We start from the raw sequence: 25,586 nt of genomic DNA, 5'->3' as shown, positions 1-25,586 counted from the left end.
GAAAGCCCTGAACCGGAGAACAACGATGACAATGTTCAAGAGCAACGGTGATCGCGTCCCGGCGGTCATCGAAAGCTACGCAGCCGAAGTCAAAGGCGGCCGGATGGACCGCCGCGAATTCCTGGCCATGGCGAGCGTGATGGGCGCTTCCACGGCGCTCGCCTATTCGATGGCAGGGATGGAGCCGGCCAAGGCCGCCGCGCCCTTGCCCGGCAAGAAGGGCGGCATCCTGAAGATGCAGATGATCATCAAGGACATGAAGGATCCGCGCGCCTGGGACTGGTCGGAAATCGCCAATGTCATGCGCCAGTGCAACGACTACATGATCCGCTATACTACCGACTTCACCTTCGAGGGCCATCTGGTCGAGAGCTGGGAGGTAAGCGACGACGCCACCGAATACACGCTGCATCTGCGCAAGGGCGTGAAGTGGTCGAACGGCGACGACTTCAACGCCGACGACATCGTCTACAATATCGCGCGCTGGTGCGATAAGGCGGCCGAGGGCAATTCGATGGCTGGCCGCATGGGCTCGCTGATCGATCCCGCCACCAAGAAGGCAGCCAAGGGCGCCATCGCCAAGGTCGACGACCATACGGTGAAGCTGAAATGCAGCCAGTCGGACGTGACCATCATCCCCGGCTTCTCCGATTATCCGGCGGTCATCGTCCATCGCGACTTCGACAAGAACGGCGCCCATATGCTGAAGACGCCCGGCACCGGGCCGTATGAGCTGATCTCCTACAAGGTCGGCGAGTCCGCCTCGGTGCGGCGGCGCAAGGACTTCACCTGGTTCGGCGGCGAGCCTTATCTCGACGGCGTCGACTGGGTCGACTACGGATCGGACGCCTCGAACCCGGCCATCGGCAGCGCCTTCGAGGCCGGCGAGATCGACTGCAACTACCAGACGGTCGGCGGCACGGTCGATCTCTATGACAGCATGGGCCTGGTCAAGGAGCAGGTGGTCACCGCCGGCACGATCGTGCTGCGCACCAACGTGACCAACAAGCCCTATGACGACAAGCGGGTGCGCAATGCCATCCAGCTCGCGGTCGACAACGAGACGGTGCTGAAGCTCGGCTACAGCGGCTTGGGCCAGGTCGCCGAGAACCACCATGTCTGCCCGATCCATCCGGAATATTACGAGCTGCCCAAGGTTCCGCGCGATCTCGCCAAGGCCAAGGCGCTGATGGCCGAGGCTGGCCAGACGGACCACGAGTTCGAGCTGATTTCCTACGATGCCGATTATGTGAAGGACCCGGCCGATGTCGTTGCGGCGCAGATGCGCGACGCCGGATTCAAGGTCAAGCGCACCATCATCCCGGGCTCGTCGTTCTGGAACGACTGGACGAAGTATCCGTGGTCGACCACCGACTGGGGCATGCGGCCGCTGGGCGTGCAGGTGCTGGCGATCGCCTATCGCAGCGGCGAGGCGTGGAACGAGTCCGGCTATGCCAACCCGGAGTTCGACAAGAAGCTCAACGAGGCGATGGCCATCGCCGACCCGGCCAAGCGCAAGGAGCTGATGAAGGACGTGGAGTTCATCCTGCAAGACTCCGGCATTCTCGTCCAGGCATTCTGGCGCTCGCTCTACCGCCACCATGCCGCCTATGTGAAGAACCTCGGCATGCACCAGACGTTCGAACTGCAGCTCGACAAGGTCTGGCTGGACAAGGCCTAGACCGGTAAATCAAACATCAATTCAGGGGCGCGGTTTGCGCCCATGAATTCGCCGGCGATTGCGATCGGTCAGTCAGCTAAATGAAATCCCAAAGCGCTGCCGAAGAGCGCGAAACAGTCGCCGAACAAGGGAAGAAAGCTCAAATATGCGTACTCATGCACAAGCCGTTGTCATTGGCGGTGGTCTGATCGGCTGCTCGATCCTCTATCATCTCGCCAAGTTCGGCTGGACGGACGTCGTGCTTCTGGAACGCAACGAACTGACCTCCGGTTCGACATGGCACGCGGCCGCCAACATCCACGGCCTGCATGATTCCACCAATATCAGCCGGCTGCAGCACTATACGATGGCGCTCTACAAGGAATTGGAGGCCGAGACCGGCCAGGGCTGCGGCATCTTCCAGCCGGGCTCGCTCTATCTTGCCCAGACGGAGGCACGCGAGCATCAGCTCAGGCTCCAGGAAGCCAAGGCGCGGCGCTACAAGATGAATTTCTACGAGGTCGGCCGGGACGAAGCCGAGCGGCTGCATCCGCTGGTCGATTTCGACGGCATTCGCTGCATCATGTATGAGCCGGAGGGCGGCAATGTCGATCCGTCGGGCGTGACAGCCGCCTATGCCGCGGGCGCGCGCCAGCGCGGCGCCGAGATCCACCGCTTCACCCCGGTCACGGCGACGGAGGCGCAAGCGGACGGCAGCTGGATCGTGCGTACGCCGAAGGGCGACATCCGCACGCAATGGGTGGTCAACGCCGCCGGCCTGTGGGGCAGGGAGGTCGCCGCCATGGCCGGCCTGCAACTGCCGCTGATCCCGACCGAGCATCAGTATTTCGTCACCGAGACCATCCCGGAAATCGCTTCCATGGGCCGGCGCCTACCGTCTGTCGCGGATCGCGACGGGGAATACTATCTGCGCCAGGAAGGCCTCGGCCTGCTCATCGGCGCTTATGAGCGCAACATGAAATTCTGGGCCGAGGACGGCACGCCGATGGATTTCGGCCATGAGCTGTTCCCGGACGACCTCGACCGCATCGAGGAGAACATGATGCGCGCCATTGCGCGTGTTCCGGCGGTTGGGGCGGCGGGCGTGAAGCGCGTCATCAACGGGCCGATGATCTGGTCGCCGGACAGCGCTGTGCTGTTCGGCCCGGTGCCTGAACTCAGGAATTATTTCTGCTGCAACGGCATCATTCCCGGCTTCTCGCAGTCGGGCGGCATGGGCAAGCTCGCGGCTGAATGGATGATCGAGGGCGAGCCTACCCTCGACATGTTCGGCTGGGACATGGCGCGCTTCGGCCATTGGGCCGGCAAGGCCTTCACCAAGGCGCGCGTGCAGGACCAATACAGCCACCGTTTCAAGATCCACTTCCCGAACGAGGAGCGCGCCGCCGGTCGCCCGGTGCGGACCCGGCCAGTCTATGAAATGCAGAAGGAAATGGGCGCCGTGTTCGGGCTCAATTTCGGCTGGGAGCACCCGCTGTGGTTCGCCGCCGAGGGCGAGCCGCGCGAGGAGACGGTCGGCTTCACCCGGCAGAACTGGTGGAGGCCGGTCGGCCGGGAAGCGCGCATGTTGCGCGAACATGCCGGCATCATCGACATCTCCAATTTCGCCAAATACGAAGTAAAGGGTCCGGATGCGGAAGCCTGGCTGAACGCGGTCTTCGCAAACCGCATGCCGACCAAGGTCGGCAATTCTTGTCTCACGCCGCTGATCGGCAAGCGCGGCGGCATTGCCGGCGACTTCACCGTGACCAGGCTGGCGGAGGACGAGTTCATGGTGATCGGCTCGGGCATGGCCGAACGCTTCCACCAGCGCTTCTTCAAATCCGTGCCGCTGCCGGCAGGCACGACCTTCCGCTCGCGCACGGAGGAGCTTGGGGGCTTCAATGTCGCCGGACCGAAATCGCGCGAGCTCCTGCAGCGGCTCACCAATGACGATCTGTCGAACGAGGCCTTCCCGTTCATGCGCTCGCGCCAGATCACCGTCGCCGGCGTCGACGTGGTTGCGCTCAGGGTTTCGTTCACCGGCGATCTCGGTTGGGAGTTGCACTGCAAGGCAGCCGACCAGGTCGAGCTCTACCGCGCGCTGCTCAAGGCCGGCGCGGAAGTCGGCGCCGGGCCGGTCGGCTCGCGGGCGCTTATGTCGCTGCGCGTCGAGAAGGGCTACGGCAGCTGGAGCCGCGAATACTCGCCGGAGTACTGGCCGCAGGAGGTCAAGCTCGACAGGCTGATCAAGACGGACAAGGACTTCCTCAACCGCGACGCTTATCTCGCCGTAGCCGAGAAGCCGGCGCGGGATGAACTGATCATGCTTTCCGTGTCGGCCCAGGATGCGGACGCCACCGGCGGCGAGCCGATCTTCCTGCCGGACGGCACGCCGATCGGCCAGGTGTCGTCGGGCGCCTACGGCTATTTCGTCGAGCAGTCGCTGGCGATGGGCTACGTCAAGGCGGGAACCGCCAAGGCCGGCGACAAGGTGACCGTCGCCATTCTGGGCAGGCCGCATGAGGCGGTGCTGCTCGCGCAGCCGCCCTTCGATCCGGAAGGCAAGCGGCTGCGGTCGTAGCCGCATTGGCCATCCAGCGGCGGACATTCGGATTCAAAGAAGGGCCTCAACCAACCAAAACAAAAAGGGGAATCGCATGATCAAACGGCATTTGCTGGGCACGATGCTTGCCCTGGTTCTGACGTCCGCCGCGCAGGCGGCCGACGTCAAGGTGGTCAATGACGACGCGTGGTTCGCCGAAGGTCCGATCTGGTATCAGGACAAGCTCTTCTACGTCGAATATGGCCGCGGCACGGTGACCGTCTGGGACGGCAAGAAGAACGACATTTTCTGGAAGATGGACGGCTGCGGTCCCTCGGCCGTTCTGCCGACGACGCGTGGTGAGTTCCTCGTAACCTGCTACGACAACAACACGATCGGCCGCATCTCGGTCGACGGCAAGACACTGCCGGCCTATGACAAGGATACGGACGGCAGGCCGTTCAGCGGACCGAACGATTTCGCGCCCGACAAGGACGGCGGCGTCTATTTCACCGGCTCGGGCAAGGGCGGCCCGCTGATCGACGCCTCGGCCTATTACATCGGCGAGAACGGCAGCGTGAAGAAGGTGGCCGGCGACCTGCACAACGCCAACGGCCTCGTCCTGTCGAATGACGGCAAGATCCTCTATCTGGTCGAGACAGAGGACAACAGGATCATCGAATTCGACGTTTCGTCCGACCACAGCCTGAGCAATCGCCGCGTGTTCCTGCGGCTCGACGATCTCTTCCCGAACCAGCCGCATATCTGGCCCGACGGCATCAAGATGGACAAGGAAGGCGAGATGTATATCGGCCAGAGCCCGCGCTCGCTCGATGCGCCGGGCAAGATCATCGTCGTCGACAAAGACGCCAAGCTCTTGCGCACGCTCTCGGTGCCGTCGCCGTCCATGCCGAACTTCGCCTTCGGGCCGGACGAGAAGATGCTCTACGTGATGGCGCTCGACCAGATCGATGCAGCACCTTGGCACGGCAAGGTCTATGAGGTGCCGAACAAGTAGGATTCGGCCGGCGGGCGGCGGAGGCTGCTCGCCTGCTAACCAACCGCCGATGGCTGGCTCAGCCGCCGAACCGGTCCAGCCAATGGCGGGCGATGTCGGAGCGGCGGCAGACCCAGATGCCGGGATGGGACGTCACCTTGTCGAGGAATCGCTCCAGCCCGATCATCCGCCCCGGCCGGGCCGCCAGCCGGCAATGCAGCGACACCGTCATCATGCGCGGGGTCTTCCGGCCTTCCGTCAGCAGCCAGTCGACACCGTCGCTGACATAGTCGAAGAACTGACCGCCTGTCTCCAAGCCCGAACCGCGCGAAAAGCGGCTGTCGTTGTTGTCGAAGCTGTGCGGCACGACGAGGTGCCGCTTGGCGCCGACATCGACGAAATAGGGCAGGTCGTCATTGTAGTCGTCGCAGTCGAACAGGAAGCCGCCATGCTCGACCACCAGCCTCCTCGTGTTGAGGCTTGGCCGGCCGGTGTACCACCCGAGGGGATCGATGCCGGTGATGCTCCGCACCGTGTCCACCGTCATGGCGATGTGCTGGCGCTCTTCCTCCTCGTTGAGCGGCGCGTAGTCAATCCAGCGCCAGCCGTGGCAGACGATATCGCTGCCAAGTGCCGCGATCGCCTTGCCGGCGGCCGGGTTGAGCTCCAGCGCGCGCCCGACGACGTAGAACGTCGGGATCACGCCCTTGTCCCGGAACAGCGAGAGCAGCCGCCAGACGCCGACGCGCGAGCCGTATTCGTAAAGCGATTCCATGTTGCGGTTGCGCAGGCCCGGCACGGCTGGCGCCACGGCAAGGTCGGACAGGATCGTTTCGGAAACGCCGTCGCCTTCGCCGATCGAGTATTCGGCACCTTCCTCGTAGTTGACGACGACGTTGAGCGCCAGCTTGGCGCCGCCGGGCCACTCAGCCGCCGGCGGCCGCTCGCCATAGCCGATGAAATCGCGGGCGGGCAGATACGGTGCGTCTGACGTCATGAAATCCCCTCGGATGGATGAAGCCTTACCAGCATTGCCGGCCGCGCAGGGCGGTCAGAATACGCAGCGCGCGGTCCATGACATCCTGCGGCCCGACCGTGATGCGCAGGCAATCGGTCAGGCCGTAACCGGAGAGGCCGCGCACGATGATGTCGGCGCCGCGCATGGCGCTGTCGGCGGCCGCCGCTGCCGCCGTGCCGGCAAAGCGGACCAGGACGAAATTCGTCCGGCTTTCCGGAATCTCGTATCCAGCCGCCCGCAAACCTTGCGCGAAGCGGTCGCGAATGTCGGCGGTGCGCGTCACGATCGCGCGCGTATAGGCCTGGTCCTCGACGGCCGCGACGGCCATGGCGAGGCTGACCGTCGAGACCTGGTTGGAATTCTGCATCTTTCGCACTTCGGCGGCGATCTGGGGCGCGAACAAGCCCCAGCCGATGCGCGCGCCGGCCAGCCCGTAGGCCTTGGACAGACTGCGCAGGACGACGGTGTCGCCGCGTCCGGCCAGCGCGAAGACCGTTTGCGGATCCTGGTCGTCGAATTCGCCATAGGCCTGATCGATCATCAGGAGAACGTCGCGGGGCAACGCCGCCCGCAGTCGCAGCAACTCCGCGTTCTTGATGCGGGTGCCGGTCGGGTTGCCCGGATTGCAGACGAACACGATACGGGTCGCCGGTGTGACCGCAGCCAGGACGGCGTCGATCGAGACCTCAAAGCCGCGCTCCTGCGCCTTGACATAGGTCGCCCCGACGCGCGCGGCCGCCGAGGCGGCAAAATTATAGGCATAGTCCGTGCCCAGCACGTCCGCGCCGGGACCGGCAAAGGCCGCGATGGTGCAGGCGATCAGCTCCATCGACCCCGCGCCGCACAGGATAAGCTCCCCCTCGACTCCATAGGTCCTGGCGATCGCCTCGCGCAGCAAGGTCCAGTCCGGGTCCGGATAAAGATGGCTGTGCGCTACGGCATCGCGCCCGGCCTCGATTACCTTGGGGCTGGGCGGGAAGGCGCTTTCGTTCTGCGCCAGCGTCGGCCGGTCGTAGCCACCGAAATTCGCCAGCGCGAAAGCGGACATGGCCTCGATATGGGCGGCGGCTTTCAGAGGCACGGCATAATGGGTCCGTCTATAGGCTTGTCGGCGATGTTTTCCGCAGCGAGGCTAAGGCAGGGCAGGCGGGCCGCAAAGCAAAATTCGCCGGTGCAATGACCATGGGAATTTGGCCCATGTGGGTGGGCAGATATCCGGACCGCCTTGTTCATCGCACCGAGCCAAAGACTACGCTCGAACAATGCCCATAATCGTGCAGACTGGAACGGCCACCGTGATGTGCCCCTGGACAGGAAAGCGGAGCGGGCCGCAAACCGCTATATGTCGTATCGGGGGACTAGCTTCGGCGACCGCAGTTCCTGGGCCATCTTTGCCGCCTGGAAGATTGTCATAAGAATGTAGGTCGTTTCACCTTCGGTCGAGTTTATGGCCAAGACCACGCGACCAATCTCGTCGCTCATGGCGCACGACCAGTCTTTGACAGCAATCGCCCGTTTTCCCGCCATATGCCCCTGCCTTTCACTTCGCGAGGTTATTTGGCGTCGTGGAGACCGGCAATTTGGACTGAATGCCCATTCCGTTGGGCCTAACGTCGTTCTCTCATTGTTGCCTTCAACTCATGAGCAAGCGAAATGCCAGTCGCCTGATTGGCGAATTGCTTATGGGAATTTGGCCCTGCGCGTGGAATGGGCCCCGCGCCGATGAGGCGAGCGGCCCGGCAAGCCAGCTCAGGAGGCCGCCGGGCCGGTCGGCGGGCGTTGGACTCAAAACATATGCCCGCACTGGCAACACTGGATTTATATCAATGTGCGCTAAAGCAGTCCGTCATCCGAATGCAGGACGCCTTCCTTACCGGTTCGTAGGGTATCTGTGAGTGCTGCCCGGCATTGGCCTGTAAATGGATGATGATCGTCGTAGGGCGGCCTATAGGGTCGTTGGGTTACGATTGAAAACCCGCGGAGGGGCTGCTCATGCAGTTTCTGATGGAAAAGAACAAAAACCCCACTCGATCATTGGCGGGCGAGGAACGTCGGGCGAGGCTCCAAAAAATGAGAAGGCTGCGATGCCTGCGATCTTACGGCTCCTGCCTTCGGTTTGACCCAAGCGCCCAATTTCACGATGTGATCGATTGTACTGCGTTGCTGGAATCGCCGAATGAAGGTGGCGGGGAACAGTGGAAGCTGCCGTTCCCCGGCCACATCGCTACCGAGCCTCGCGCCAGCGCCACCAGCCGTTAAACCTGGCAAGCCGCGGTGAACGCTTGCGATCAGAGCCATTCCACAACTGGAACATTCGGGCCTAGTTATCGTTGGAAGTTCTGTTTGGCCGTAGGGATAGCTCAATGGAACCTAAATCATCGCGCGATCTGCCCGGTCCCAAGCCCCGCAAGGACAAGCAACGCGAAACCCAAAACGCTGCTGCCAAATCCCCCGACAAGACCAACGACTGGGACCGGAACAAGGTTCATGGAGACGGGGACAGCGTTGGGATTGAAAAGGACGAGGCCTAGCCGGCGACGACAGGGGCGTCATCTTGAAGGCAGGCGGCCCGGTAAGGCTGTCAGTCACGCCGGGCCTGACCAGCAAGGCTCGCAACGCTCCGGCTGAGATCGACCCTATCAGCCTGATCAAGGGTTCTCGCCATACAACGGAGGACGCTCGGATCTGTCGGTCGTGAGCCAAGACCGGTCTTGCCAATAAATCGCGACGGCTGTTCGTGAAAATCTATAGCTTTGGAAAACTTGGCTCCCCGGGCCGGATTCGAACCAGCGACCAACCGGTTAACAGCCGGTTGCTCTACCACTGAGCTACCGGGGAACGGAGGCTCTGACGTGAGTGGCGCAGCCTATAGCAAACACCTTTCGCCTTTGCAAAGAAGCAATTCGCAATTTTTCTGCACTTTTTGATGCGGCTATTTGTGCCATTGGTCGGCGTGCCCACATATCAAGGGCTTCACACCGGCACGAACAAGCGGCCGGTTATCGCCTTGGGTTTGGTAAGGCAGCAGGACGGGATTTGGTTCGGATGACCGCAGCGGACGATGACATTGCCCCGGCACGGAAGATTTCGGTCTTCGGCCGCGAGTTCACCATGCCGCGCTCGCGCGGCTGGCGAATCGCCATCGGCATGCTGCTTACTATTGGCGGACTTCTGGGCTTTCTGCCGATTCTCGGCTTCTGGATGATTCCGCTCGGTCTCCTGGTTCTGTCCTATGAATTCGCCATGATCCGGCGCCAACGGCGGCGTTTCATCGTCTGGTGGGAGCGCCGGCGCCGGCCCGACTGAGAGGCAGGGACGGTTGCGCCACCGCGATGCCGGAGCCGCGACAACCGATTGGCAATCACCACTTTGGCCGCTCCATGCGAAAGCGTCGGGAATGACGCGCGAGCGCTTGACGACCTTTGAGCGCCAACATAATGAGTTCGCTCGGAACGCCGGGAGCATTGCGAGGCCTCGTGGCGGAGTGGTTACGCAGAGGACTGCAAATCCTTGCACCCCGGTTCGATTCCGGGCGAGGCCTCCAGATGCTTGCGGGCTCCAGCGCAATCGCGCCGGAGCGGGGTTCCAGTCGAAGTTTTAGCCGCGTGCTTGGCGCAGGGAGCGGATTGTTGGAAACATGAGCGTCGATTTCTCCGAACGCCGCGTGAAGATGGTCGACGGCCAGATCCGCACCACCGACGTGACCAGCGCGCCGCTTATCGAGGCCATGCTGACCGTTCCGCGCGAGGCCTTCGTCGGCGCCGGACAGCAGGATCTGGCCTATATCGACGAAGACATCCGCATTTCCGATGGCGCCAATGGCGGCGGCGCGCGCTACCTGATGGAGCCGTCGCCGCTCGCCAAGCTTTTGCAGTTGGCCGAGATCGACGCGAGCGATTCGGTGCTCGATGTCGGTTGCGGCACCGGCTATTCCGCCGCGTTGCTGTCCAGGCTGGCGCGGTCCGTCGTGGCGCTGGAAAGCGATCCCGCGCTGTCGGAGGCCGCCAAATCCACGCTTTCAAGCCTCGGCTGCCAGAATGTCACGATGGTCACCGGGCCGCTGCCGCAGGGGCATGCCGCTAAAGCGCCCTACAACGTCATCTTCGTCGGTGGCAGCGTCGAGGAAGTGCCCCAGGCGCTGCTTGACCAGCTTGCGGAAGATGGACGCCTGGTTGCGGTGGAAGGACAAGGCAACTCTGGCGTGGCCCGGCTGTTTTTCAAAACAGGAGGGGTTGTAACCGGAAGGCGGGCCTTTAATGCGGCAATTAAGCCACTACCGGGCTTCGAACGTGCTCACGCGTTTGAATTCTGAGCGTTTTTGCCTTGCAGCGAAGGCGTTGTCATGATCGCTTGCGCCTAACAATCGTTGCTGATCGGTTAACCGGGCGTTTCGGGAGGCCATCAGCGGGGGAACGATAAACGACGCGGCGCTGGCCGATCCGCAAGGGTGGGCCGACGCGGCGTGGTTCCCATGCAAAACGAATGAGGGAAATAACGTGCCGCCTCTACGCAAGAGAGTTTTAGTAGCTATCCTTGTTTCGGCCACGGCGCTTTCGCCGCTGGCCGCCTCCGCCGAGACGATTACCGGCGCCCTCGCCAAAGCCTACCAGTACAATTCGCAGCTCAACGCCGCCCGCGCCGGCGTGCGCGTCACCGATGAGGGCGTTGCCATCGCCAAGTCGGGCTGGCGTCCAACCGTCACCGGTTCGAGCAGCATCGACTATACCAGTACCCACGGGCAAGGCATCACCCGGAACATAACGACTGGCAGTTTCGGCGTGCAGATCAACCAGACGCTGTTCGACGGGTTTCAGACCAAGAACAATGTGGCCGCCGCCGAATCGCAGGTGAAGGCTTCGGTCGAAAGCCTGCGCAACACCGAAGAGAACATCCTGTTCAACGCGGCAAGCGCCTATATGGATGTGATTCGCGATCGGCAGATCGCGGCGCTGACCGAACAGAACCTGCAGTTCCTGACCGAGCAGGCGCGCGCCGCCCGCTCGCGCTTCGAGGTCGGCGAGGGCACTCGCACCGACGTCGCCCAGGCCGACGCCTCGCGCGCCACGGCCGTGGCACAGCTCAGCGCCGCCCGCGCGACGGCGCTGGCTAGCGCCGCCACCTACCATCAGATCGTCGGCGACGAGCCGGGCAAGCTCAAGGCGGCCTCGCCGCTGGGCAAGCTGTTGCCGGGCAACCTCGATTCGGCCTTGGCCGTCGCTTCCGCCGAGCATCCGGCCATCCTTGCCACCCAGCATCTCGTCGACGCGGCGGCGTTCTCGGTGAAATCCTCGGAGGGGGCGCTGCTGCCGCAGGTGACGGCTTCCGCGGGCATTTCTGACAATTACAGTCACTCCGCTCCCGATCTCACCGGAACCAACGGCACCTCGACATCGGCCAATATCGGCGCAACGCTGACCATTCCGATCTATTCGGGCGGGCGGACCTCGGCGCTGGTGCGGCAAAACAAGGAATCGCTCAGCGAGGCGCGCATCCAGGTCGATGTCAGTCGCGACCAGGTACGCCAGGCCGTGGTTTCGGCGTGGACGCAATATGTCGCCGCGCGCGAAAGCGTGGATGCCAACAGGCAGGTGATCGATGCCGCACAACTGGCGCTCAACGGCGTCATCGAGGAGCGCAATGTCGGCCAGCGCACGACGCTGGACGTGTTGAACGCGCAGAACGCGGTCATCACCGCCAAGATCAACCAGGCAAGCTCCGAGCGCGACGTGGTCGTGGCGAGTTACGCCATCCTGTCGGCGATGGGCCGGCTGTCGGTCGATCGCCTTGGTCTGGCGGTCACCAAATACAGGCCGGAAGAGCATTACAACGCCGTCAAGGACAAGTGGTACGGATTGCGCACGCCTGACGGGCGCTGATTCCGACCCAAGCTTCGACAAACGCCGCGCGTCCCATGGATGCGCGGCGTTTGTCATTGTGGACGGCCGGTCGGATCGCGCATCGCCTAATCTGTTGAAATTCCCTAATCTGTTGAAATCCAAAGAGTCCCCAGATTGGGGATTCTCGGATGACGATCGGTCGGTTACGCTGTCTCCATTGATTCGAATTCCGGTCCGGGCAGGAACGGAATCCTTGAACGGGTCAAGTTCTCGGACAGGCCTGGTTCTTTGGACAAGTCACTAGGGCGGCGGATGTGACGATGGCAACGGCAAGCAGCGCGCAGCGCGAACCTTCCATGGAAGAGATATTGGCTTCCATCCGGAGGATAATCGAAGACAGCGACACCGGGCGCAAGCAGCCGGCCGAGGCCGGCGAACTGCGCCAGGACCTGGAGCCGGCCGCCATTGCCGTGCCCCCCGCGGCCGCGCCGAATGTCGAGGTTGACGCCTTTCGCTCCGAATTGCACGCCGATGCCCGCAAGCCGGTGACTCTGGCGGAGATCCAAGCCCAGCTTGCCGCGACCGATCCCGCGCCGGCGCGTGCCGAGACTCGCCATGAGCCGGTCAGGGCGACGCCCACGCCGACGACCTTGTCGGAGGTCGGGGCCCGCAGCGCTGCTCAGCCGAGCGTGTCGCCGGCCGCCAGCAAGCCCGTCGCGGCAAACGCGCCGCAGACCGCGGAGACCATTGTCACCGATTGGCGGCGGGAAATCGCGGCGGCGGGCGGCAGCACGGTCACCGCGAAGCCGACCGCCCGGGCGCCGGAAGCCGCGCCGCGGGTCGAGATCGAGAAGGTCGAGGCCGAAAAGGAAGAGGTTCGGCCGGCGGCGGAAGCTTCCGCGCAAACCGGCGGCCCCCGCGGATCCGAACCGGAGGCGCAGCCGGCCCGGCCCGCGATCGTTTCCGAGCATACGGGCCGGCAGGTCGCCGCGGCCTTCGGCGAGCTTTCCGACGCTTTTGCCAGCCGCGGCAAGAAGAGCTTCGACGAGATGGCCGAGGAGATGCTGCGGCCAATGCTGCAGGATTGGCTCGACAACAATCTGCCGACGCTGGTCGAAAGACTGGTGCGCGAGGAGATCGAGCGCGTGGCGCGCGGGGCGCAGTAAGTCGCCGGAACACGCAGGCTTGAAGCGTCGCCCCTTGGGGCGGCGCTTTCGTTTGAGGCTACCCGCGTGCATGTGCCGTTGTTCCGGTATTGCCGCTGGCCGCGGCAGGCCTATCTCAGAGAGCGATCGCAGTTCTCGCGGTTGACTCGGCCAAGACCTTCCGATTTACACCGGACGCTTGTTCCCGACAGTTCGGACTTCCTCCATGCTTGAAAAGACCTACGACGCGAAAACCGTCGAGCCGAAGATCGCCAAAATCTGGGAAGAGGCCGACGCCTTCCGGGCGGGCGCCGGCGCGGAGGAAGGGGCGGAAGCCTTCACCATCGTCATTCCGCCGCCGAACGTCACCGGCTCGCTGCATATGGGCCATGCGCTCAACAACACGCTGCAGGACATTCTCGTGCGCTTCGAGCGCATGCGCGGCAAGAATGTGCTTTGGCAGCCCGGCATGGATCACGCCGGCATCGCCACGCAGATGGTGGTCGAGCGCCAGCTCATGGAAAAGCAGATTCACCGCCGCGATCTGACGCGTGAAGAGTTCATCGAGAAAGTCTGGGAGTGGAAGGCCGAATCCGGCGGCGCGATCTTCAACCAATTGAGGCGCCTCGGCGCCTCGGCCGACTGGTCGCGCGAACGCTTTACGATGGACGAGGGCCTGTCCGAGGCCGTGCTGGAGGTCTTCGTCACGCTCTACAAGGAAGGCCTCATCTACAAGGACAAGCGCCTTGTGAACTGGGACCCGAAGCTGCTCACAGCCATTTCCGACCTTGAGGTCGAGCAGCACGAGGTGAACGGCAATCTCTGGCACTTCCGCTATCCGATCGAAGGCGAGGCGTTCGACCCGGAGAACCCGAAGACCTTCATCACGGTCGCCACGACGCGTCCCGAGACGATGCTCGGCGACACGGCGGTGGCTGTGCACCCGGATGACGAGCGCTTCGCCGACCTGGTCGGCCGCAACGTCGTGCTGCCGATCGTGGGCCGCAAAATCCCCATTGTCGCGGATGAATATTCCGATCCGGAGAAGGGCTCCGGCGCGGTCAAGATCACGCCGGCGCACGACTTCAACGACTTCGAGGTCGGCAAGCGCCATAAATTACCGGCGATCAACATCCTGACCGTCGAAGCGGCCATCAAGCTGAAGGACAATGAGGACTTCCTCGCCGGCCTTGATGTCACGCCGGAGCGCCAGGCCGTCTGGGACGAGCTCGACGGGCTCGATCGCTTCGCTGCCCGCAAGAAGATCGTCGAGTTGATGGAAGCAGGCGGCTTTCTGGAGAAGGTCGATCCGCATCGCCACACCGTGCCGCATGGCGACCGCGGCGGCGTGCCGATCGAGCCGTTCCTGACCGACCAGTGGTATGTCAACGCCGCCGAGCTCGCCAAGCCGGCGATCGCCTCGGTGCGCGAGGGGCGCACCAACTTCGTGCCAAAGAACTGGGAAAAGACCTATTTCGACTGGATGGAGAACATCCAGCCCTGGTGCATCTCGCGCCAGCTGTGGTGGGGTCACCAGATCCCGGCCTGGTACGGGCCGGACGGGCATGTCTTCGTCGAGAAAACAGAGGAAGAGGCGCTAGCCGCGGCGGTCGAATACTACCTTGCGCTGGAAGGGCCGTGGAAGGCCTGGGTCGAGGACAAGCTCGAGAACTTCCAGCCCGGCGAGATACTGACCCGCGACGAGGACGTGCTCGACACCTGGTTCTCGTCTGCGTTGTGGCCCTTCTCGACGCTTGGTTGGCCTGACCAGACGCCGGAGCTCAAGACCTATTACCAGACCGACGTGCTGGTGACCGGCTTCGACATCATCTTCTTCTGGGTCGCCCGCATGATGATGATGGGCCTGCACTTCATGGACGAGGAGCCGTTCCACACCGTCTATGTGCATGCGCTGGTGCGCGACAAGAACGGCGCCAAGATGTCGAAGTCGAAAGGCAACGTCATCGATCCGCTCGACCTGATCGACGAGTACGGCGCCGACGCGCTGCGTTTCACGCTGACCGTGATGGCGGCTCAAGGGCGCGACGTGAAGCTCGATCCGGCGCGCATCGCCGGCTACCGCAATTTCGGCACCAAGCTGTGGAACGCGACGCGCTTCGCCGAGATGAACGAAGTCGCGCGCGCCGACGATTTCTGGCTGAACGACGCCAAACTGCCGGTTAATCGCTGGATCCTGACGGAGCTGACGCGGGCGGCGCGCGCGGTCACCGAAGGCATCACCAGCTACCGGTTCAATGAGGCGGCGACTGCTGCCTATCGCTTCGTCTGGAACCTGTTCTGCGATTGGTACCTGGAACTGTTGAAGCCGGTGTTCATGGGCACGGACGAAGCTGCCACGGCCGAGAGCCGGGCCTGCGTCGCCTTCGTGCTGGACGAGATCTACAAGCTGCTCCATCCGATGATGCCGTTCATGACCGAGGAGCTGTGGGCGCAGACCGCGGGCGAGGGCAAGCAGCGCTCCTCGCTGCTTTGCCACGCCGCCTGGCCGTCGCCCGACTTCGAGGACGAGGAGGCCGCCGCCGACATCAACTGGCTGGTCGATCTCGTCTCGGGCATCAGGTCGGTGCGTTCGGAAATGAACGTGCCGCCGGCGGCGATCGCGCCGCTGATGGTGATCGGCGCCAACACGCTGACGCAGGAGCGGCTAGAGCGCCACGCCCAGGCGATCAAGCGGCTGGCGCGCGTCGGCGATATCGCGCTCGCCGACGCGCCGCCGAAAGGCTCGGCCCAGATCGTGCTCAACGAGGCGACGGTAAGCCTGCCGCTCGGCAGCCTGATTGACCTCCGGGCCGAGGCCGCGCGGCTGCAGAAGGAACTGGCCAAGGTGACCGAGGAGATCGCGCGCCTGCACAAGAAGCTCTCGAACGAGAAGTTCGTTGCCAACGCCCCGGAAGAGGTGGTCGAGGCCGAGCGCGAGAAACTCGCCGAATATCGCGAGGCGCAGGAGAAACTTTCGGTGGCTTTGGCGAGGGTCCGCGACGCCGGTTGATAGCCTAGATTCGGCATCGCTCCGGAGGTGCTCTCCGGCACGTTAGCTGCCTCGAAAATGGGCGTTCCGCTACGTTAATTTTGACGTAAACGGAAAGTTTGCGCCCCATTGTTGCCATAATGTAACAATGGGGATCGAAAGCCGTGAAATTGGCTGTTTTTGCCCTGTTTTGGGTCGGTTTCGCGGATTTATGAAACCTTAGGCGCCTGTCGGCGCGATTTCAGCGCCGATTGCGGCGCCAGTCACCATGGCAAAAATACGTGCTGTCAAGACGTACGTGTACAGCTCTTGAAAACGTTGTTGCGTCGTTAACCCGAATTGGTTCTAGCTTGAGCCACTTGTATTTCGGGGAGGGATTTCCATGAACATTTTGCGGCTCAAAGCTCTGGCGGGGGCAGGCTGCTTTTCGATCATCCTGATCGGCGCCGCGCTGCATCCCGCGCATGCCGGCGGCCTGGAGCGCGGCGGCTACGACATCGATCTGCTTTTCGACCCTGCGCCGGTCGCGACGGAAGCCGAAGCGACCTATGTGATGCCGGATCGCAAGTATAAGAATGCGCGTGGTCCGGGAGGCGCCGACCTCAGTCCTCTCGGCTTCAGCACCTCGGCCGATGGCGCGGAGCCTTATTGGGTGCCGCGCATCGGCGTCAAGGCCCAGGTTGTCCAAGGCGTCGACTGCATGTTCGACTATTCTCAGCCTTGGGGCGCACATACCGCGCCGGGTAGCACGTGGAGCGGAGCATTTTCCAACATAGAAACCGATATCAAGAGCGATAACTATGCCGCTACCTGCTCCTATAAGTTTGATGCCGGCAAGGGTCAGCTCCGCTTTATCGGTGGCGTGTTCTATCAGGATATCTCGGGCTTCAAGGAGAGCCTGGTTAATCTCCTCCCGGCCTTGACGGGCCGTGTCGACCTGGAGGCTAGTGGCTGGGGTTGGCGCGCGGGCGTTGCCTACGAAATCCCTGAGATCGCCCTCCGCGCGAGCTTGGTCTACAATTCACAGGTTAAGCTCGACAACATCTCCGGCACGCTCACGCTGCCGGCCATACTTGGAGGTGCTAATCCGATCTACGGTGCTACGCAGCACATGCCGGACTCGGTCGAGTTGAAATTGCAATCGGGCATTGCGCCTGGTTGGCTGGCCTTCGGTTCGATCAAATGGGTCAACTGGAGTGTCTTGCAGAGCGTTCCGATCTGCTATGTCGGAACTGCTACTTCGGACTGTTTTACTGGTGGTCCGCTTTCTGGCTCGCAACAGGTGACCTCGCTTGACCTGATGTACCGAGACGGTTGGACCGTGTCAGGTGGTATTGGACATAAATTCAATGACCAGTGGAGCGCCGCCACCCAGCTCACCTGGGATCGTGGCACTTCGCATGGCTACGGGGCACAGACTGACACCTGGACCCTTGGCGGCGGGGTTGCCTACACGCCGCAGCCGAATATCGAGGTTCGCCTTGCTGGGGCAATCGGCGTGATGACCAGTGGCCATTCAGGGATAGTGAATGGCCCGGACGGCTTCCAGGCCGGCACCGATGCCAGCTATGACTTCGGCAACGATCTGGTCACGGCGATTTCTGGCGGCCTCAAGATCAAGTTCTAAGTTTCTAAAAATTCAACAAAAAGGCCGGGCATTGCCCGGCCTTTTTGTTGTCCGATTGGCTGCAGAACTTGTTCGCCCCCCGCCTGTTGCAGATTCGCCGCGCAACCGTTGTCCCATCCGATTGTGACGTTTCGGCAACACTTTCTGAACAACCCCTGCTGTAGAAGTCGGACAGAGGGAACTGCCCATTTCCCGCCATAAACCCGGAGCACCCGAGATAGGTCTCGGGATGCGTGCCAGGTTGGCCCGGCGATGGGACCGGCCGCGGGGTGTGCGGCAAGGACGATGATGGACGCCAAGGCAATCTCCAAGGCCAAGCTGCCCAGCCGCTACGTGACCGAAGGTCCGGCGCGGGCGCCGCATCGTTCGTATCTCTATGCCATGGGCCTGTCGGCGGCAGAGATCGCGCAGCCTTTGGTCGGCGTCGCCAGCTGCTGGAACGAGGCGGCGCCGTGCAACATCTCGCTGATGCGCCAGGCGCAGGTGGTGAAGAAGGGCGTGGCGGCCGCCAACGGGACGCCGCGCGAGTTCTGCACCATCACCGTGACCGACGGCATCGCCATGGGCCATCAGGGCATGAAGTCGTCGCTCGTGTCGCGCGAGGTGATCGCCGATTCGGTCGAGCTCACCATGCGCGGCCATTGCTACGATGCCCTTGTCGGGCTCGCCGGCTGCGACAAGTCGCTGCCCGGCATGATGATGGCGATGGTGCGCCTCAACGTGCCGTCGATCTTCATCTATGGCGGCTCGATCCTGCCCGGCAGCTACCGCGGCCGGCAGATCACCGTGCAGGACGTGTTCGAGGCTGTCGGCCAGCACTCGGTCGGCACGATCAGCGATGCCGAGCTGCTCGAGATCGAGCAGGCGGCCTGTCCTTCCGCCGGTTCCTGCGGCGCCCAGTTCACCGCCAACACCATGGCCACAGTCGCCGAGGCGATCGGCCTGGCGCTGCCCTATTCCTGCGGCGCGCCGGCGCCCTACGAAATGCGCGACCGCTTCAATTTCGCCTCGGGCGAAAAGGTCATGGAACTGATCGCCAAGAACATCCGGCCGCGCGACATCATCACGCGCAAGGCGCTGGAGAACGCGGCGACCGTGGTGTCGGCCACCGGCGGCTCGACCAATGCGGCGCTGCATTTGCCGGCGATCGCGCATGAGGCCGGCATCAAGTTCGATCTTTTCGACGTGGCGGCGATCTTCGAGAAGACGCCTTATATCGCCGACCTCAAGCCCGGCGGCAAATATGTCGCCAAGGACATGTTCGAGGCCGGCGGCATTCCGCTCCTGATGAAGACGCTGCTTGACCATGGCTATCTGCATGGCGACTGCATGACGGTCACCGGCCGCACTTTGGCCGAAAATATGGAGCACGTTTCCTGGAATGAGAGCCAGGATGTTGTGCGTCCCGCCAATCGGCCAATCACCAAGACAGGCGGCGTTGTGGGCTTGAAGGGCAACCTTGCTCCGGAAGGCGCGATCGTGAAGGTCGCGGGCATGTCGGAACTGAAATTCTCAGGTCCGGCGCGCTGCTTCGATTCGGAAGAGGAGTGCTTCGAAGCGGTCACGCAGCGCAACTACCGGGAAGGCGAGGTTCTCGTCATCCGCTATGAGGGGCCGCGCGGCGGTCCAGGCATGCGCGAGATGCTGTCGACGACGGCGGCGCTCTACGGCCAGGGCATGGGCGGCAAGGTGGCGCTGATCACCGACGGGCGCTTCTCCGGCGCCACGCGCGGCTTCTGCGTCGGCCATGTCGGGCCGGAAGCGGCGGTCGGCGGACCGATCGGGCTGATCAAGGACGGCGACGTGATCTCGATCGACGCCGTGAATGGCACGATCGAAGTGGCCCTGTCGGATGCGGAGCTGGCAGCCCGAGCAAAGAAATGGAAGGCGCGTAAGACCGACTATCAGTCCGGCGCGATCTGGAAATATGCGCAAACGGTAGGGTCGGCCCGCGACGGCGCGGTGACCCATCCGGGTGCAGCAGAAGAAACGCACTGCTATGCGGACATCTGAGGTGTTGAGGTCGTCTGTCTTTTCGGCACTGGTCGCGCTAGCGACCTTGGGCGCCGTCGGGCAGGCCATGGCCTTCGATGACAAGGTGTTCGACGACAAGACCGGCGTGAAGCCGCAGTCGAGCCCGTGGGCGGTGTTCCAGTTCGGCTTCTCCGCCTACAAGAGCGGCCACAAGGACCAGGCGGTCGAGGCCTATAAATATGCCGCCGAAAACGGCCAGATCGGCGCCACCTGGAAGCTTGCGCGCATGTATGCCGAGGGCGACGGCGTGACGCGCGACGACTATGCCGCCTTCAAGTTCTTCTCGGAAATCGTCGATCAGGATGTCGAGCCCGGCTCGCCGGAAGAAAGCTATGTGTCGGACGCGCTGGTGGCGCTCGGCGACTATCTGCGCAAGGGCATTCCCGGCACGCCGGTCGAGGAGAACGACGTCGCGGCTCAGGAATACTACATGCGCGCCGCCGCCAACTACCGCAATCCGAACGCCCAGTTCGAGATCGGTCGCATGTTCCTCAAGGGCGAGGGCGGCGTGAAGGCCAGCGTCAAGCAGGCTGGCCGCTGGCTGCAACTGGCGGCCGAGAAGGGCCATGCCGGCGCGCAGGCGACGCTCGGCAATCTCCTGTTCCAGAGCGGCAAGATCGTACGCGGCCTGGCGATGATGACGGCCGCGCTCGAGCGGGCTCCGGCGGCCGACCAGCCCTGGATCCGCAGCATGCAGGAAGAGGCTTTCGCAGCGGCCGGCGAGGCCGACCGGCGGACGGCGATCTCGCTCGCCGACGATATCCTGACCAAGGGCAACAATGGCGACCAGTAAGCGTCGCGCAGTGTAATCTCGCCCCCTTTGAGGGCAGGGCAATCCCACATGGGTTTATAGGCGAGGGCCAACACAAGGCCGAGGACGACGCCAAGACATGCCGGGTTGTCCGAACTCCCTGCAAGGGGGAGATCGACGGCGCCTCAGTTGTCGGTCGGCTCCGTCGGCGCCGGGGTCGAGATCGATGTCGGGTGCGGTTTTGGCGCGTCTCCCGGACATTCATCCTTGATCTTCGTCCAAGACGTGTTGTTGAGAACCATCTCGCAGCGGGCGAGGTGGCTTTCGCCATCCAGCGTCAGGCACGCCGTCTGGCCGACGTTGAAGGACTTGCCGTTGGCCAAGCAGGCCGGCGCTGCCAGCGACGGCGTCGGCGCGGCAAGCGCCAAAGCAAGGCCGACCGGCCGGAAAAGAAATCGGATCGCCATTCAACCCCCACAGCAATCCGTATCAAAAACCGGATTTGTGGCGATATCTGGTCCAGAACCGTCTCAGGCCGGCTTCAGGCTGAGCTCGATGGCGACCGGCACGTGGTCGGAAGGCTTCTCCCAGGCGCGCACGTGCTTTTCCACCGAGGCCGACGAGAAGCGGTTGGCGGCTTCCGGCGACAGCAGCAGGTGGTCGATGCGGATGCCGTTGTTCTTCTGCCAGGCGCCGGCTTGATAATCCCAAAAGGTGTAGACGCCGGCCGAGTCGGTCACGGAGCGCACCGCCTCGGTGAAGCCGAGATTCTTCAACCGGCGGAAGGCCTGCCTCGTCTGCGGCTGGAACAGCGCGTCGCGCAGCCAGTTTTCGGGAAAGCGGGCATCGGCGGGTTCGGGAATGACGTTGTAGTCGCCGGCCAGCACCAGCGCCTCCTCGAGACGCAGGCGCTCTTCCGCCCAGCGCTCCAGCCGCTCCATCCAGGCGAGCTTGTAGGAAAACTTCCGTTCGTCGTCGACCGGATTGCCGTTGGGCAGATAGAGCGAGGCGACGCGCAGGGCGCCCTGGTCGGTGGAAAACACGCCTTCGATGAAGCGGGCATGGTCATCCGCATCGTCGCCCGGCAGGCCGCGATTGATCTCGTCGAAAGGAAGCTTCGACAGGATCGCAACGCCGTTGAAGCTCTTCTGGCCGTTGGTCTCGACATTATAGCCCAGCGCCTCGATCTCGGCGCGCGGGAACTGCTCGTCAACAGTCTTGATCTCCTGCAGGCAGACGATGTCCGGCGCGCTTTCGGTCAGCCAGTGGGTGAGGTTGCCGATGCGGGCGCGAACGCCGTTGATGTTCCAGGTGACGATCTTCATGCAGGCCTCGATGCGGTTCGGACGGAAGGCGTTCGACGAAGCGGATCGTATTGCCTGCGCTGACCTTTAGAAAGGCCGTCCATTCGCATTCCTGCCAATGGCCGGGGACAGCCACGCGCTACCCGTTCGCATCGGTCACAGGCTTGCGACGTTCGGTCGATCAGATGGAGAAGCTGGTGCCGCAGCCGCAGGAGGCGACCGCGTTCGGGTTCCTGATCTGGAAGGACTGGCCCATCAAATCGTCAACGAAGTCGATCACCGAGCCACCCATATAGACCAGGGACAGGTCGTCAATCAGGATGGTCGCGCCGTCCTTCTCGATGGCGACATCGTCATCGTTGCGGTCGCCGACGAGGTCGAACTTGTAGGAAAAGCCGGAACAGCCGCCGCCTTCGACGGAGACGCGCAGAGCAGTCTTGCCCGGATCTCCTGCGACGATCCTGGCGATCCGCTTTGCCGCGGCGTCGGTCATTTCGACCTTCATGGCAGTCTTGGCATCCGCGCCCATTGGCGTCACCTTGCTTTCGGTTTCAGATGATAGGTATGAAGCGGGCGGGCCTGAGTCAACTGGTGGGTCAATGGACGAGCGGCAGGGCAAGGATGCTCTCGGCGAGATCGGGTTCGGCTATCGGCCGCGCGCGGCCTATGCGAGCGATCCGGCGCGCTCGCGCGGCCGCCTGTTCCGGGAGGCCGAGAGCCCGACCCGCACGGCGTTCCAGCGCGACCGCGACCGCATCATCCACTCCACCGCCTTTCGCCGGCTGAAGCACAAGACCCAGGTTTTCGTCGCGCATGAGGGCGATCACTACCGCACCCGGCTGACGCATTCGATCGAGGTGGCACAGATCGCCCGCGCGCTGGCGCGGGCATTGCGCGGCGACGAGGACCTCGCCGAGGCCGTGGCTCTTGTCCACGATTTCGGCCACACGCCCTTCGGCCATACAGGCGAGGACGCGCTCAACGAGAAGATGGCCGCCTGGGGCGGTTTCGATCACAACGCTCAGTCGCTGCGCGTGGTGACAAGGCTTGAGCGGCGCTATGCCGAATTCGACGGGCTGAACCTCACCTGGGAAACGCTGGAGGGGCTGGTCAAGCACAACGGCCCCCTGACCGACGCGGGCGGGAAGGGGCTCAAGGGTCCGGTGCCGCAAGCGATCCGCGACTATTCCGAGCTGCACGACCTCGAGCTCGATTGCTTCGCCGGCATCGAGGCGCAATGCGCGGCGATCGCCGACGACATCGCCTACAACACCCACGACATAGACGACGGTCTGCGCGCCGGCCTGCTGACGCTGGAGATGTTGGGAGAGATCGGCCTGCCGGGCTCGATCCTGAAGGGCGTGCGCGCCAGATATCCTCAGCTCGACGATGTCCGCACCGGCCACGAGCTGATGCGCCGCCAGATCACCTTGATGGTCGAGGATGTCATCGCGTCGACCACCGCCAATATCGAGCGCCTCAAGCCGGACAGCGCCGATGCGGTGCGCGCGGCGGGCGAGACGCTGGTGACGTTTACGGCAGGCATGGCCGCGGCCGAGAAGGAATTGAAGGCCTTCCTCTACAAGCATCTTTACCGTCACCCGGAAGTGATGCGGGTGCGGGCCGATGCCGAGCGCATCGTGCGGGAGCTGTTCGACGTCTATTTCGCCGATCCGCGCGCCATGCCGGATGGCTGGCGCGAAGGGCTCGACCGGGCCGAGGATCGCATCAAGGCACGCAGCGTCGCCGACTTCCTGGCCGGCATGACCGACACCTATGCCTTGAAGGAACATCGGCGTCTGTTTGACCATACGCCCGATTTGGGCTAGGGCGAGCCTCGATTTTGCCGGCCGTTGGGCCGGTCGCCTCTTAAAGCCCAGAGCACTTCCAATGAATATCTTCGCCGATTTCAACGCGCGGATCGTAAAGGCCGTCGAAGCCCTTGACCTCAAGGACAAGGAGGGGGCCGCGCTGGACCTGTCGCGTATCGCGGTCGAGCCTCCGCGCGACGCCAGCCATGGCGACCTCGCCACCAACGCGGCGATGGTGCTGGCCAAGCCCACCGGCCAGAACCCGCGCGCGCTTGCCGAGAAGCTCGCCGAAGCGCTGCGGAGCGATGCCGATATCGCCTCGGCCGAGATCGCCGGGCCTGGCTTCGTCAATCTCCGGCTCAAGGACGCATTCTGGCACGCGCATCTGGCGACGCTGCTTGGCGAGGGGCGCAATTACGGGCGCTCGACCATCGGCGGCGGCCGCAAAGCCAATGTCGAGTATGTCTCGGCCAACCCGACCGGCCCCATGCATGTCGGCCATTGCCGCGGCGCCGTGGTCGGCGACACGCTTGCCAATCTGATGGCCTTCGCCGGCTACGACGTGACCAAGGAATATGTCATCAACGACGCTGGCTCGCAGATCGACGTGCTCGGCCGCTCGGCGTTCCTGCGCTATCGCGAGGCGCTTGGCGAAGCCATCGGCGAGATCCCGCCCGGGCTTTATCCGGGCGACTATCTGGTCCCCGTCGGCAAGGCACTGGCCGAGGAGTTCGGCCTCGGCCTGCTGGAGATGCCGGAAGACGAGGCGCTGGCGATCGTCAAGGATCGCACCGTCGACGCGATGATGGCGATGATCCGCGAGGATCTGGCGCTGCTCAACGTGCATCACGATGTGTTCTTCTCCGAGCGCACGCTGCATGCCGACAATGCCAAGAGGATCCGCGCGGCGATCGCCGACCTGACGATCAAGGGGCACATCTACAAGGGCAAGCTGCCGCCGCCGAAAGGCGAGAAGCCGGACGACTGGGAAGACCGCGAGCAGACGCTGTTCCGGTCGACCGCGGTCGGCGACGACATGGACCGGGCGCTGGTCAAGTCCGACGGCTCGTTCACCTATTTCGCCGCCGACGTCGCCTATCTCAAGGACAAGGTCGAGCGCGACTTCGTCGACCTTATCTATGTGCTCGGCGCCGACCATGGCGGCTATGTGAAGCGGCTCGAGGCGCTGGCCCGGGCGGTTGCCGGCGATAAGGTCAAGCTCACCGTGCTGCTTTGCCAGCTCGTAAAACTGTTCCGCGACGGCGAGCCGGTCCGGATGTCGAAGCGGTCCGGCGATTTCATCACTCTGCGCGAGGTCGTGGAAGAGGTCGGTCGCGACCCGATCCGCTTCATGATGCTTTACCGCAAGAATGACGCACAGCTCGATTTCGACTTCGCCAAGGTCACGGAGCAGTCGAAGGACAATCCGGTGTTCTATGTGCAGTATGCATCGGCGCGCTGCCATTCCGTCTTCAGGCAGGCGAGCGAGCAGCTCGGCGAGGCGAACTTCGATCGCAACCGGCTCGCAGCCTCGGTGGCTGCGCTGGCCGACGAAGGCGAAATCGCGCTGATCCGGAAGCTGGCTGAATATCCGCGGCTGATTGAGTCCGCGGCGCTTTCGCTGGAGCCGCACCGGCTCGCATTCTACCTCTATGATCTCGCTTCCGGGTTCCATGCGCAGTGGAATCGCGGCAACGATAATCCGGACTTACGTTTTGTTAAGGTTAACGACCGAGAATCAACCTATGCCAGACTAGGGCTGGTGCAGGCTGTTTCGGATGTCTTGACCTCCGGCCTGACGCTTATCGGGGCAGACGCGCCCATCGAAATGCGTTAGGTTTAACTAAAAAACCTGTCACCTTTTGCCC

At 63.3% G+C, this 25,586-nt stretch carries 19 protein-coding genes and 2 tRNA genes; 15 read left to right on the top strand and 6 right to left on the bottom strand.

Annotated features, from left to right (window positions below; translation table 11 throughout):
- Positions 1-25: 25 nt before the first annotated feature.
- The 3 genes from FJW06_RS05745 (at position 26) to FJW06_RS05735 (ending at position 5,223) form a co-directional block, all read left to right on the top strand.
- Complete coding sequence (locus FJW06_RS05745; RefSeq protein ID WP_140749262.1) at positions 26-1,681, top strand: ABC transporter substrate-binding protein; 1,656 nt, start codon at positions 26-28, stop codon at positions 1,679-1,681.
- A gap of 145 nt (positions 1,682-1,826) precedes the next feature.
- Positions 1,827-4,244 carry an FAD-dependent oxidoreductase gene (locus tag FJW06_RS05740; protein ID WP_140749259.1) on the top strand — a complete coding sequence of 806 codons (2,418 nt, stop codon included), beginning with the start codon at positions 1,827-1,829 and terminating at the stop codon, positions 4,242-4,244.
- Positions 4,245-4,320: 76 nt separating this feature from the next.
- The gene (locus FJW06_RS05735) at positions 4,321-5,223 is read left to right on the top strand and encodes an SMP-30/gluconolactonase/LRE family protein (RefSeq protein WP_181178157.1); all 903 of its coding nucleotides are present in this window, start codon (positions 4,321-4,323) and stop codon (positions 5,221-5,223) included.
- 58 nt (positions 5,224-5,281) lie between these two features.
- On the opposite strand, the gene FJW06_RS05730 is transcribed toward FJW06_RS05735, so the two are convergent.
- Positions 5,282-6,199: an allantoinase PuuE gene (locus tag FJW06_RS05730; RefSeq protein WP_140749253.1), complete on the bottom strand. Its 918-nt coding sequence runs from the start codon at positions 6,197-6,199 to the stop codon at positions 5,282-5,284.
- Positions 6,200-6,224: 25 nt separating this feature from the next.
- A complete protein-coding gene (locus tag FJW06_RS05725; RefSeq protein ID WP_246674534.1) occupies positions 6,225-7,301 on the bottom strand; it encodes a histidinol-phosphate transaminase in 1,077 nt (358 codons plus the stop codon).
- Positions 7,302-8,583: 1,282 nt separating this feature from the next.
- On the opposite strand from FJW06_RS05725, the gene FJW06_RS30040 reads away from it, so the two are divergent.
- The gene (locus FJW06_RS30040) at positions 8,584-8,751 is read left to right on the top strand and encodes a hypothetical protein (protein ID WP_181178172.1); all 168 of its coding nucleotides are present in this window, start codon (positions 8,584-8,586) and stop codon (positions 8,749-8,751) included.
- 232 nt (positions 8,752-8,983) lie between these two features.
- Here FJW06_RS30040 and FJW06_RS05710 read toward each other — a convergent pair.
- Positions 8,984-9,058 (bottom strand) — tRNA-Asn (locus FJW06_RS05710).
- Between the two features lie 207 nt (positions 9,059-9,265).
- On the opposite strand from FJW06_RS05710, the gene FJW06_RS05705 reads away from it, so the two are divergent.
- The 9 genes from FJW06_RS05705 to FJW06_RS05665 all read left to right on the top strand — a co-directional run bounded on the left by FJW06_RS05705 (position 9,266) and on the right by FJW06_RS05665 (position 20,645).
- Complete coding sequence (locus FJW06_RS05705; RefSeq protein ID WP_140749844.1) at positions 9,266-9,526, top strand: hypothetical protein; 261 nt, start codon at positions 9,266-9,268, stop codon at positions 9,524-9,526.
- Positions 9,527-9,690: 164 nt separating this feature from the next.
- Positions 9,691-9,764, top strand: a tRNA-Cys gene (locus FJW06_RS05700).
- A 93-nt stretch (positions 9,765-9,857) separates the two neighbouring features.
- The gene (locus tag FJW06_RS05695; RefSeq protein ID WP_140749244.1) at positions 9,858-10,532 is read left to right on the top strand and encodes a protein-L-isoaspartate O-methyltransferase; all 675 of its coding nucleotides are present in this window, start codon (positions 9,858-9,860) and stop codon (positions 10,530-10,532) included.
- A gap of 184 nt (positions 10,533-10,716) precedes the next feature.
- Positions 10,717-12,096 carry a TolC family outer membrane protein gene (locus FJW06_RS05690; protein ID WP_140749241.1) on the top strand — a complete coding sequence of 460 codons (1,380 nt, stop codon included), beginning with the start codon at positions 10,717-10,719 and terminating at the stop codon, positions 12,094-12,096.
- A gap of 281 nt (positions 12,097-12,377) precedes the next feature.
- On the top strand, positions 12,378-13,223 hold the full coding sequence (locus tag FJW06_RS05685; RefSeq protein WP_140749238.1) for a PopZ family protein: 846 nt from the start codon (positions 12,378-12,380) through the stop codon (positions 13,221-13,223).
- 205 nt (positions 13,224-13,428) lie between these two features.
- Positions 13,429-16,212, top strand: coding sequence for a valine--tRNA ligase (locus FJW06_RS05680; protein ID WP_140749235.1), 2,784 nt, complete (start codon positions 13,429-13,431; stop codon positions 16,210-16,212).
- A gap of 361 nt (positions 16,213-16,573) precedes the next feature.
- Positions 16,574-17,818 carry an OmpP1/FadL family transporter gene (locus FJW06_RS05675; protein WP_140749232.1) on the top strand — a complete coding sequence of 415 codons (1,245 nt, stop codon included), beginning with the start codon at positions 16,574-16,576 and terminating at the stop codon, positions 17,816-17,818.
- A 288-nt stretch (positions 17,819-18,106) separates the two neighbouring features.
- Entirely contained in the window at positions 18,107-19,831 is a 1,725-nt protein-coding gene (ilvD, locus tag FJW06_RS05670; protein ID WP_140749841.1) for a dihydroxy-acid dehydratase, read from the top strand.
- Positions 19,818-20,645, top strand: coding sequence for a tetratricopeptide repeat protein (locus FJW06_RS05665; protein WP_041004130.1), 828 nt, complete (start codon positions 19,818-19,820; stop codon positions 20,643-20,645). Before ilvD ends, FJW06_RS05665 begins: the two co-directional genes overlap by 14 nt.
- Before the next feature lie 143 nt (positions 20,646-20,788).
- On the opposite strand, the gene FJW06_RS05660 is transcribed toward FJW06_RS05665, so the two are convergent.
- The 3 genes from FJW06_RS05660 to erpA all read right to left on the bottom strand — a co-directional run bounded on the left by FJW06_RS05660 (position 20,789) and on the right by erpA (position 22,436).
- On the bottom strand, positions 20,789-21,070 hold the full coding sequence (locus FJW06_RS05660; RefSeq protein ID WP_140749229.1) for a hypothetical protein: 282 nt from the start codon (positions 21,068-21,070) through the stop codon (positions 20,789-20,791).
- A gap of 63 nt (positions 21,071-21,133) precedes the next feature.
- Positions 21,134-21,928 (bottom strand): exodeoxyribonuclease III, encoded by a 795-nt coding sequence (gene xth / locus FJW06_RS05655; RefSeq protein ID WP_140749226.1) that lies wholly within the window; start codon positions 21,926-21,928, stop codon positions 21,134-21,136.
- A gap of 160 nt (positions 21,929-22,088) precedes the next feature.
- Positions 22,089-22,436 (bottom strand): iron-sulfur cluster insertion protein ErpA, encoded by a 348-nt coding sequence (gene erpA, locus FJW06_RS05650; RefSeq protein ID WP_140749223.1) that lies wholly within the window; start codon positions 22,434-22,436, stop codon positions 22,089-22,091.
- 70 nt (positions 22,437-22,506) lie between these two features.
- Here erpA and FJW06_RS05645 point away from each other — a divergent pair, with 70 nt between their 5' ends.
- Positions 22,507-23,736, top strand: a complete 1,230-nt coding sequence (locus tag FJW06_RS05645; RefSeq protein WP_140749220.1) for a deoxyguanosinetriphosphate triphosphohydrolase — start codon at positions 22,507-22,509, stop codon at positions 23,734-23,736.
- Between the two features lie 61 nt (positions 23,737-23,797).
- The gene (gene argS, locus FJW06_RS05640) at positions 23,798-25,555 is read left to right on the top strand and encodes an arginine--tRNA ligase (protein ID WP_140749218.1); all 1,758 of its coding nucleotides are present in this window, start codon (positions 23,798-23,800) and stop codon (positions 25,553-25,555) included.
- The last annotated feature ends 31 nt before the right edge of the window (positions 25,556-25,586 follow it).

Origin of the sequence: Mesorhizobium sp. B4-1-3 (assembly GCF_006439355.1) — a bacterium.
Lineage (GTDB): Bacteria > Pseudomonadota > Alphaproteobacteria > Rhizobiales > Rhizobiaceae > Mesorhizobium.
Note: the sequence above shows the minus strand (reverse complement) of the source record. Positions and strands in the feature narration are given on the sequence as shown.

Coding starts and splice junctions, on each gene's coding strand:
- FJW06_RS05745 (WP_140749262.1), top strand. CDS start 26: ATGACAATGTTCAAGAGCAACGGTGATCGCGTCCCGGCGGTCATCGAA.
- FJW06_RS05740 (WP_140749259.1), top strand. CDS start 1,827: ATGCGTACTCATGCACAAGCCGTTGTCATTGGCGGTGGTCTGATCGGC.
- FJW06_RS05735 (WP_181178157.1), top strand. CDS start 4,321: ATGATCAAACGGCATTTGCTGGGCACGATGCTTGCCCTGGTTCTGACG.
- FJW06_RS05730 (WP_140749253.1), bottom strand. CDS start 6,199: ATGACGTCAGACGCACCGTATCTGCCCGCCCGCGATTTCATCGGCTAT.
- FJW06_RS30040 (WP_181178172.1), top strand. CDS start 8,584: ATGGAACCTAAATCATCGCGCGATCTGCCCGGTCCCAAGCCCCGCAAG.
- FJW06_RS05705 (WP_140749844.1), top strand. CDS start 9,266: ATGACCGCAGCGGACGATGACATTGCCCCGGCACGGAAGATTTCGGTC.
- FJW06_RS05695 (WP_140749244.1), top strand. CDS start 9,858: ATGAGCGTCGATTTCTCCGAACGCCGCGTGAAGATGGTCGACGGCCAG.
- FJW06_RS05685 (WP_140749238.1), top strand. CDS start 12,378: ATGGCAACGGCAAGCAGCGCGCAGCGCGAACCTTCCATGGAAGAGATA.
- FJW06_RS05680 (WP_140749235.1), top strand. CDS start 13,429: ATGCTTGAAAAGACCTACGACGCGAAAACCGTCGAGCCGAAGATCGCC.
- FJW06_RS05675 (WP_140749232.1), top strand. CDS start 16,574: ATGAACATTTTGCGGCTCAAAGCTCTGGCGGGGGCAGGCTGCTTTTCG.
- ilvD (WP_140749841.1), top strand. CDS start 18,107: ATGGACGCCAAGGCAATCTCCAAGGCCAAGCTGCCCAGCCGCTACGTG.
- FJW06_RS05665 (WP_041004130.1), top strand. CDS start 19,818: ATGCGGACATCTGAGGTGTTGAGGTCGTCTGTCTTTTCGGCACTGGTC.
- FJW06_RS05660 (WP_140749229.1), bottom strand. CDS start 21,070: ATGGCGATCCGATTTCTTTTCCGGCCGGTCGGCCTTGCTTTGGCGCTT.
- xth (WP_140749226.1), bottom strand. CDS start 21,928: ATGAAGATCGTCACCTGGAACATCAACGGCGTTCGCGCCCGCATCGGC.
- erpA (WP_140749223.1), bottom strand. CDS start 22,436: ATGGGCGCGGATGCCAAGACTGCCATGAAGGTCGAAATGACCGACGCC.
- FJW06_RS05645 (WP_140749220.1), top strand. CDS start 22,507: ATGGACGAGCGGCAGGGCAAGGATGCTCTCGGCGAGATCGGGTTCGGC.
- argS (WP_140749218.1), top strand. CDS start 23,798: ATGAATATCTTCGCCGATTTCAACGCGCGGATCGTAAAGGCCGTCGAA.